This window comes from Streptomyces sp. NPDC007162 (assembly GCF_040634175.1).
Taxonomy (GTDB): Bacteria; Actinomycetota; Actinomycetes; order Streptomycetales; family Streptomycetaceae; genus Streptomyces.
Window position 1 is genome coordinate 1 of the sequence record NZ_JBEYFC010000367.1, and the last position, 9,419, is coordinate 9,419.

Annotated in this window: 7 protein-coding genes and 1 pseudogene; 6 read left to right on the plus strand and 2 right to left on the minus strand. The window is 69.7% G+C overall.

Annotated elements, in window-relative coordinates; translation table 11 throughout:
* From ABZ646_RS32455 to ABZ646_RS32475, 5 genes are all read left to right on the plus strand, one after another.
* Positions 1-259 (plus strand): hypothetical protein (locus ABZ646_RS32455; protein ID WP_360526815.1); only part of this gene is annotated, 259 nt, incomplete at its 5' end.
* A 225-nt stretch (positions 260-484) separates the two neighbouring features.
* Positions 485-1,678 (plus strand): helix-turn-helix domain-containing protein, encoded by a 1,194-nt coding sequence (locus ABZ646_RS32460; RefSeq protein WP_360526818.1) that lies wholly within the window; start codon positions 485-487, stop codon positions 1,676-1,678.
* 233 nt (positions 1,679-1,911) lie between these two features.
* Positions 1,912-2,757: an alpha/beta fold hydrolase gene (locus tag ABZ646_RS32465; protein WP_360526821.1), complete on the plus strand. Its 846-nt coding sequence runs from the start codon at positions 1,912-1,914 to the stop codon at positions 2,755-2,757.
* 83 nt (positions 2,758-2,840) lie between these two features.
* Positions 2,841-4,574: a thiamine pyrophosphate-dependent enzyme gene (locus tag ABZ646_RS32470; RefSeq protein ID WP_360526824.1), complete on the plus strand. Its 1,734-nt coding sequence runs from the start codon at positions 2,841-2,843 to the stop codon at positions 4,572-4,574.
* Positions 4,575-4,606: 32 nt separating this feature from the next.
* The gene (locus tag ABZ646_RS32475) at positions 4,607-5,686 is read left to right on the plus strand and encodes a hypothetical protein (protein WP_360526827.1); all 1,080 of its coding nucleotides are present in this window, start codon (positions 4,607-4,609) and stop codon (positions 5,684-5,686) included.
* An 87-nt stretch (positions 5,687-5,773) separates the two neighbouring features.
* Here ABZ646_RS32475 and ABZ646_RS32480 read toward each other — a convergent pair whose 3' ends face one another.
* Both ABZ646_RS32480 and ABZ646_RS32485 read right to left on the minus strand, forming a co-directional pair.
* Entirely contained in the window at positions 5,774-6,235 is a 462-nt protein-coding gene (locus ABZ646_RS32480; protein ID WP_360526830.1) for a hypothetical protein, read from the minus strand.
* Between the two features lie 199 nt (positions 6,236-6,434).
* Positions 6,435-8,378, minus strand: a complete 1,944-nt coding sequence (locus ABZ646_RS32485) for an RICIN domain-containing protein (RefSeq protein WP_360526833.1) — start codon at positions 8,376-8,378, stop codon at positions 6,435-6,437.
* Between the two features lie 540 nt (positions 8,379-8,918).
* On the opposite strand from ABZ646_RS32485, the pseudogene ABZ646_RS32490 reads away from it, so the two are divergent.
* A pseudogene (locus ABZ646_RS32490) lies at positions 8,919-9,419 on the plus strand (hypothetical protein); the annotation flags it as partial.

Genomic DNA, 9,419 nt, shown 5'->3' on the forward strand with positions numbered 1-9,419 from the left:
GATGGCCAGCAGGCTCAGGCCCCCGGCCATCGGGCGACGCAGACGCGGTCCGGCCACCGCCGACAAGCGGCTGACCGGCCTGTTCGATCGCCGTGACACCAGCATCGTCGTCATGCTGCTGTTCGTGGCCTGCGGAGCCGTCCTGGCGTCCGGCAGGACCGCCGGGCTCTACCTGCTGCTGCCGGCCTCGCTGGTGGCGTTCGTCAGCGGGGTGCTGAGCGCATGGAACTTCCTGCTCCCGCCGCCGGACCTGCTGTAGCGGTCTCGCGCCGACGGCCTGTGCCCGACGCGTGCCGACGGCACCGGGGCCGACAACGACCACGGCACCGGCCGCTCCCCTCCGCCGGTCGTCATCGGCCACACCGACGCACCGGCCGCACCGGACATCCCCGTGCGTCGGCCGTCACCGGCTGCCCATGTGTGGGCAGCCCTCCCATGCACCGGCGAGAACCGGTCCGCACCGAGCATCTGGAAGGTAACAGCCATGTACGCCACGCCCCGGGCCGGTGTCGGGCCCGCGGCGGCCGGGCGGCTGCGCGGCGTACTCCACGACCTCGACAGCGAGGCGCTGGCCCGGCAGCTGGCCCGCGATCTCAGCGACACCCCGGCCGGACGAATACCCGGCCACGGCTCCCGGGCGAGAGCCATGGAGGACATCATCCGCCGCAGCCTGGAACTGATCAGGAACTGGCTGCTGAGCGGACAGGAGCCCGGCGAGGACGTGCTGTCGGACCTCTATGAGGCGGCGCGCGAGGCGGCGCGGCACGGTCTGGCCGCCGAGGACGCGATCCGTGCCTGCTGCGGTGCGGCGCGGGCCGTGTGGAGCAGCGTGACGGAGGCCGGCCGGCCCGAGGGCGGTGCCTGGCCGCCGCCTCACCTGGAGGTGCCGTGGACGTTCCTCGACATCGTCCTGACGACCGTCAAGGTGGCGTTCGCCGACCAGCGGGACCTGCCGTCCGCCGACGGCGATTCCCGGGCGGCGACGCTGTTCGCCCGGATCTGCGCCCGGTCGGCGACGACCATCGAGGACCTCGACCGGGCGGAGCGGCTGGGCTTCGAACTCGCCGGCCCGCACTGCCCGTTCGTCGCCGCGATCGACGGCGGCTCGGCCGCCGCGCACGCCGGCCTGGCGGCACGTCTGCGGTCCGCGGGCGCACTCGCCTGCACACAGGGGCACCGCATCGCCGGGCTGACCGGTCCGGGCTTCGACTGGGCAGGCTTCCTCGCCGACGGCACGCTGATCCTCGCCGCCGAGTCGGCCACCGGCGCCGCCGGGCTCGCGGAAGCGGTCGGCAACCTGCACGACCTGGTCACCCTGGCGAGCCGGGCCGGACGCCGGGGACGGATCCGCGCGGACGACTTCCTGACGGAGCTCATGCTCGCGAACTCCCCCTGGCTGGCCGAGGACATCGTGCGGCGGGTCCTCGGCCGACTGGACGCCGAGGACCCCTCCGGGACGTTGTCGCAGACGCTGCGGTGCCTGGCCGGGCACGGCTTCAACCGGACCGCGGCAGCGGCAGCGCTCCCGGCCCACCGCAACACCCTGCTCTACCGCATCAACCGGATCGAGAAGCTGACCGGCCTCGACCTCGACCGGCACGCACACCGGGAACTTGCCCGGCTGGCCGTCGTCTGGAGAGACACGACAGGCGGCGACACCCTGGCCCGGCCCGAGTGAGAGTCGGCGGGGGCCGCCGGGCGCGCCGACGGGGCCTGGCCTCAAGACGGGCTGCGACACCGCGCGCGGCCGGCGTCTCCCACTCCGTTGCCTCAGGAGTTGTCGCCGCGCACAACAGCGGGCCGAATCCTTGGCCCCGTGCACAGTGCACGCGGTGCCACGCTGACGGCGGCAGGACAGAACCGACCGGGCATCCGCCCTGACGGCTGCCGTAGTGAGGGAGGGACGCGGGCATGACTTCCGCACCGAACACGATCGTCCTGATCCACGGCCTGTGGATGACGCCGCTCGCCTGGGAGCACTGGGCGGCCCGGTACGAGGAGCGGGGCTTCACCGTCCTCACGCCCGGATACCCCGGGATCGAGCCGGGCGAAGCCGGGGTGGCGGCGCTCCGCGAGGACGCCTCGGCGATCGCCGGTGTCGGGGTTCGCGAGGTGATGGACCGTCTCACCGCCGTCATCGGGAAACTCGACACCCCGCCGATCATCATGGGGCACTCGTTCGGCGGCACGTTCGCCCAGCTTCTGGTGGGTGCCGGGCTCGGGGCGGCCGGGGTGTCGATCGACGGCGCCGCCGTCAAGGGCGTGAACGCGATGCCGTTCTCGGAGCTCCGCTCGGTCCTGCCGGTCCTGAAGGACCCGGCGAACGCTCACCGGGCCGTCCCCCTGACGGCCGAGCAGTTCCACTACGCCTTCACCAACGCCCTGGACGAGGATGAGTCCCGGCGGGCCTACGACCGTTACGCCGTGCCGACGCCGGCCCGCATCCTCTTCCAGGGCGGCCTCGCAGCCGTCACCCCGCACGCGGCCACGACCTTCGACTTCGCCGACGGTGACCGGGCACCGCTGCTGTTCGTCTCCGGCGGCAGCGACCACATCCTGCCCCCCGTCGTCCAGCGGCAGAACTACGAGAAGAACGCCAAGCACTCGACGGCGGTCACCGCGCACACCGTCTTCGCCGGCCGCGACCACTTCACCTGCGGCGAACCCGGCTGGGAGGCCGTCGCCGACTTCGCCCTCGACTGGGCACTGAGCCCGCGCGCCGGAGTCCTCGACGCCACGACCGGCGAAACCCGCTGACCATCCGGGTCCGGGGCCGGGTCCGGTCCCGGCCCGAACGCGACGAGAACGGCTGACACCGGCTGAGAAAGGAGACACCCCCCATGTCGAAAACGGTGGCCGACGGCCTGTGGGAGATGCTGGTCAGCGCGGGCGTACGGCGCTGCTACGGCATCGTCGGCGACGCACTGAACCCGGTGGTCGACGCGATGCGCCGCAACGGCCAGGTCGACTTCGTACACGTGCGCAACGAGGAGTTCGGCGTCTTCGCCGCGGTCGCGGAGGCGAAACTGACGGGGCAGCCGGTCGCCGTGTGCGGGACGGCGGGACCCGGGGTGGCGCACCTGATCAACGGCATGCTGGACGCCCTCAAGGAGAGGGTGCCCGTCATCGTCCTGGCCGGCGACACCGAGACCGGCCTGATGGACAGCGCGACCGTCGAGGAGCTGAACCCGTACCGGTTCTTCGCGTCCGCGGCGGTGTACGTGGGCCGGCTGGTCAACCCCGGCCAGCTGCGCACCGTCGTCACGTCCGCGGTGACGGCCGCGGTGACCCGGGGCGGCCCCGCGGTCGTCGCACTGCCCGGTGACATCGCGGCGGCCCACGCGCCGAAGGCCTGCTACGAGATCCGGCTGCCCCGCCCGGTACACGCGCCGGCCGGAGCGGAGGACCTCGCCGCCATGGCCGAGCTGATCAACGAGGCGGGCACGGTGGCAGTCTTCGGCGGCCAGGGCTGCGCCGGGGCGCACGCGGAGGTGACGGCGCTGGCCGGAAAGCTGGGCGCGCCGGTCGGCTACTCCCTCAAGGGCAAGCAGTTCCTCGAACACGACAACGCGAACGCGGTCGGGATGACCGGCCTCCTCGGCTACGGCGGCTGCCATCACGCGCTCCAGCACGCGGACGTGCTGCTGATGCTCGGCACCGACTTCCCGTTCAGCGGCTTCCTGCCGCACGGCGGGACCAGGATCATCCAGGTCGACCACGACCCGGAACGGCTCGGCCGGCGCGTACCGGTGGACCTGGCCGTCACCGGCGACGTACAGACCACCGTGGCCGCGCTGCTGCCGCTGGTCGAGCCGAAACCCGACGGCGGGTTCCTCGCCCAGTGTGTGGAGGAGACCGAGCGGTTCCACCGCAGGATGCGGCACTACGCGGAGAAAGGGCCGCGGATCAGGCCGATCAGGCCGGAGTACCTCGCCACCGTCCTCAGCGACCTCGCCGCCGACGACGCCCTGTTCTTCGCCGACACCGGCACCCCCGTCATCTGGGCTGCCCGGCACATCAGGTACGGACCGAAGCGGCGACTGTTCGGATCGTTCTCGTGGGCGTCGATGGCCACCGCCTCGCCCGGCGCGTTCGGGGCACAACTGGCCTTCCCCGGACGGCAGACGATCGCCCTGTGCGGCGACGGCGGGTTCACCATGCTCGCACTCGGCGACCTGCTCACGGAGGTACAGCGCAGGCTGCCTGTCGTGCACATCGTGCTGAACAACAGCGGACTGGACTTCGTCAAGATCGAGCAACAGGAAGCCGGCTTCGTCCCGTTCGGAACCGACTTCGCCAACCCGGACTTCGCCACCGTCGCCGAGGCCATGGGCGCCAAGGGCATCCGCATCGAAGACCCCGGCGACGTGGCGGACGGCCTCACGGCCGCGCTGGCCCACACCGGCGGCCCGGTCGTCGTCGACGTCCTCGTCGATCCCTACGCCCTCGCGGTCCCCGCCCACGTTCCCGCCGGCACAGCCGCGGGCTTCACGCTGAGTGCGGCACGGCAGATCCTCGCCGGCCGCCTCGACGACGTCATCGACACCGCCACGCACAACGCCCGGATCGTCTGAACGGCCGCCCCACCGACAGAGGAAGACGCACCATGACAGACAGCCACGACTCCCCACCGGACGCACCGGATGCACCGGATGCACCGGATGCACCGGATGCACCGGGCGCGACGCCTGGCGAATGGCGCGAGATCTACCACGGCGGCTCACCGGAAGCCGAAAAGGCCCACTTCCGTGCCCTGGCAGACGTCGTCGTCGGCATCCAGCGGACGAACAAGCGGAAATCCGGGTCGCAGGTCTCCCGCCGCACGTTCCACGCCAAGATCGTCGTCGGCGTGGACAACGCCGAACTCACCTTCCGGACCGACCTGCCCGCTGACTTGTGTGCCGGAGACTTCACCGCAGGAGCCCGGCTGCCGGCCGTCGTCCGGCTGTCCAACGCCAGCGGCACCGTCCGGCCCGACGGCAGCCCAGACCTCCGCGGCGCGGCACTGAAGCTGACCCTCCCCGGCGGCGGTGAACACGACCTCCTCATGACCAGCTACCCGGTCTCCCACGCCCGTGACGCCACCCAGTTCGTGGAGATCGCCAGGATCGGCGCCGGTCCCAGACCCCTGGTCCTGCCCCGCATGCTGGCCACGTTCGGCCCTTCGGAGACCGCACGCGTCCTCCGCAACCTCAGACAGGCCAACCGTCCCTCGCCCGGCCTGGCCCTGGAGTCCTACTGGAGCCGTGGTGCCGTCCTGTGGGGCGGGGCCGGCCCCGTCAGGTTCCGCCTCAGCCCACTCGGCCCAGTCGCCAGCCCCGACCTGACGCCCGCCCCGCCGCCGGACCCTACCGACAGTCTCCAGGACGACTTCGCCGCCCGGCTGAGCGACTCGTCGGTCCGGTTCGCCCTGCACATCCAGAGGTACGTCAGCGAGAGGCTGACACCGATCGAGGACGGGGCAGTCGAATGGAAGGAAAGGGACTCGCCCTGGCTCGGCGTGGCCACCCTGACGATTCCCGTCCAGGACACCCTCGACCCGAAGGGCCGGGCCACCCGCGACCACGTCGACACCCTCGCTTTCAACCCCTGGCACGCCCCGGCGGAGTTCCGCCCCCTCGGCAACCTCAACCGCGCCCGCCGCACGGTCTACGCGGCCAGCGCCCGGGAGTGGCACGCCCGGTAGCGGCTGCGCCGAGTCCCAAACGGCCGTCGCGCGCTGCGAGCGGATCACCGTCGCGGTGGATCTGCGTGAGGACTGGCCAGGCGAGGGTCAGCGTTCGAGGCGGTAACCGGTGACGAGTTCAGTGGCGATGGCAACGATGTGGTCCGTGTCCCCCTCGATCCACGGGATGAGGAGGATCTGGTAGCGGGCGACGTCCGCTGGTGCGGTGATGCGAGTGACCATGACGCTCCAGCCGGTACGGGTGCACGGCTCAATCTGGTCGGCCTCGTAGACCACGACCTCGGCGACGGTGGTGTCGGTCTTGAGGTTGTCGGGCCTGGTGAGGATCTTCCGGGCGAGCCGGCGCGGGGAGATGTGGCTGCGGTCGGCGTCCGCGCGGCCCTGGTTGAGGTACTTGTGCAGGAGGTTCAGGCAGCCTGCGAACCCGAGGGCCTTGATCTCTTCGACGAGATGCTGGACGGGGACGGCGGGATCTTCTGCCCGGCGTTTACACAGGTGCTCGCTGTCCGCCAGTGGTAGCCGTGCACCCGTTTCGACGAGGCCCCGCACACCGGACGGGCCGCGGTGCCTTGCGGAGTCCGCGCCCGCACCACGATCCGCTCACCTTCGTCGGCCACATCCTCGATGACCAGCGGGCACAGACCCGAAAATCACACGAAGGTCAACGACCCTCACGACTTTCCGTCACCACCGAATGTGGGACAGGGCCGCTCGTTTGACAGACCCGTGCCCGTCTCCTGCACCCCCGTCAGGAGGGGATGATCTGCCACTGCTGCTGGGGGACGGCATTGTAGGTCCACTGGTTGATGGCGGCTCCGTCGGCGGTGGAGCCGCTGTCGACGGTGAGGGACAGGCCGCTGAACCGGTTGGTGAGGAGGTAGTGGCCGTCGCCGGTGGGGGTAATGGCCCAGTGCTGCTGGGGCGCGTTGGCGTCGCCCCAGATATCGGCGCCTCCGCCGTTGACGCGGGAGAGTCCGCCGATTTCCATGAGCGTGCCGCTGTTGACGTTGCGGATCTTGTAGAAGCCGTTGTCGGCCCGGACCATGGTCCACTTCTGGTTGGCGTGATTCTGCCAGGGCCACTGCAGGATGGCGGTGTTGTCGGCGGTCTTGGCACCCGAGACGTCGGCGACCTTGCCGCTGTGGCGGGCGACGAGGCGGTACACGGTGCCGTCGCCGCGGAAGAGGGTGGAGACCAGGGCGGGTGTCGCTGTGCGGCCGCCGATGCGCAGGTTGCCGATGTTGGCGTAGCCGCCGGTGCCGGCGGTGACCTGGATGCGGACTAAGCCCGCGTTGCGGGCCGGCCATTCGACGACTTTGGTGGTGCGGTCCCCGGCCCAGCGAGCGGTGGCGACCTGGGTGAAGGTGGTGCCGTCGGTGCTGGTGGAGATGGTGCAGGCGGTGATGTCGCCGTCGGTGGCGTTGTTGCGGCCAAACTGTTTGGGCAGGTACTCGAGGGTGGAGACGTTGCTCCATACGCCGCCGAGGTCGATGGTGATGCTCTGCGGCAGCGGGAGGCTCCAGGTGGACCAGCAGGTCTCGAAGTTCTTGTCGCTGAGGCCGTCGATCGCGTTCATCGGGCCTTCGCCGGTGTGGTAGTCGGTGGCGTAGGCGGCCACGGCGGTGACCGGGTGTTCCGCACGGAGCATCTGGGCGGGCAGGGGTGGCCGGGAGGTGTCGGGGCCCCTCCAGGCGGCGCCGGCCTCGGAGAGCCGGTTGACGATGTTGGCGTCCAGCACACCGTTGCGGTTGGGCGGGCAGTTGAGGATGAACGAGGTGTACTTGGGCTCCAGGTCCGCCAGGTGGGAGAGGATGGCGTCCTTGCTCATCGGATCGGTCGTGGGCGTCGTCGGGTGCCAGAACCATCCGTTGCTGATCGTCTGGCCCTGCAGCGAGGCGTAGGTGTTGCCTGCCGGTGAGGTGATGCCGAGCGGCTCCTCGAAGTAGATCGCGTCGCCGAGGAAGGGCACCGACAACCCGCCGTGGTCGATCATCACGATGTCCGGCTGCAGGGACTTCACATGCTCCCTGATGCGCTGGTACGGGACGGCCTGCTGGCCCATCTGCCAGGCGTAGCCGTCGGTGACGAACATGTCGATGGTGCCGTAGTTGGTGAGCAGTTCGGTGATCTGGTTGAGGATGTAGGTGATGTCGCCGGGCTGGATGGCCTGGTCGGAGGCGACTTTGTGGCGGCTGTCGTAGGCCTGCACGTTGTACGTTCGGTCCCAGATGGAGAAGTACAGGCCGACCTTCAGACCCTGGGCACGGAAGGCGGTCACATACTGCGCGACGACGTCGTGCTTGTAGGAGCTGTTGGCGACGTTGTAGGTGTTGTAGGCGCTGGGCCACAGGCAGAAGCCGTCGTGGTGCTTGGTGGTCAGGACGCCGTAGCTCATCTTCGCCGCCGCCGCGGCCGCCGCCCACTGGGCGCAGTCGACTGCCGTGGGCGCGAACAGAGCCGGGTTCTGGTTCGGGGCGGCCCACTCCTGGTCGGTGAACGTGCCCATGTTGAAGTGGTTGAACATGCCGAACCGCATGTTCACCAGGTTGCTGAGATTGGTCTGGAGGTCCGCGGCGGCCGCCTGAGGGGTCAGGCGGGAGAAGCCGGGAGCCACGGACAAGGCGCTCGCGGCCACAGCGGCGCCCGCGGAGCCCAGCAGGGTGCGACGGGACAGTCCTCTTCCTGACGACATGGGGTACTCCCGGGGGTTGGGCGGCTCTGCTACGTCGGGGCCCACGATCCCAAGGGCTTCAGGCGCGGCCTGCCTCTGGGCCCCGAGTGCCGGAGGTTACGAAGTTCGATGACGTAACTGCTCTGTGTCAACAGGTAAGTGGATGAAAGTAGGTAGGCGGAGTGCAGTAAAGGTTGTTTTATTCGCTTATGAGGCAATTGACTTCACCGAGACATGCCATGTTTCCCGGAGAACCGGAGCACGGCGGACCGACCCATCAACAGCATCGATCAAATAAGTACTATTCATTCTGCGGAAGATGACCTCACCAGAAACGGTTGGGCGGGACACGCCACGGTTGAACGCGGCCACCAACAGCGCCCTCACCTGGTGCACTTCCTCGCCGAAGGTGGTGCACGCACCACCGGCCCACGATGAGCCACATGTCACCCTCATTGCGCCAGTGAAAAATGGATATGCCTATCACCTTGACTGCGTCGCCTCCTTGCATCGATAAATACAACTCATAGGAAACCGGGGGTTGGAGGAGGGACACCACAGATGAGACCCCTACGCATCGGCGCAGGGACGGTCAAGGCGCTCGCGGCGGCCACCGTCGTCTTCGCGGCCGCGCTGCCCGCTCAACCCGCCTACGCGGCCACGACGAACTTCTACGTCGACCCCGTCAACGGCAGTGACAGCAACTCGGGAACCAGCACCGCCACAGCGTTCAGGACCATCCAGGCCGCCAAGGCCGCGGTGCGGGCCGTCAACGCGAACATGTCCGACGACATCGTCGTGAACCTGCGCGGAGGCACCTACCCCCTCACCGCCCCGATCACCTTCGGCACCAGCGACTCGGGCACGAACGGCCACACGGTGATCTACCAGGCGTACAACGGCGAGACACCCGTGATCACCGGCGGCAGGGCGATCACCGGCTGGACCGCGGCCGCGGGCGGCGAGTACAAGGCGTCCGTGGGCAGCCTCAACTTCCGCCAGCTGTACGTCAACGGGGTCCGCGCCACCCGGGCCCGCTACCCCGACATCGGCTCGGACTTC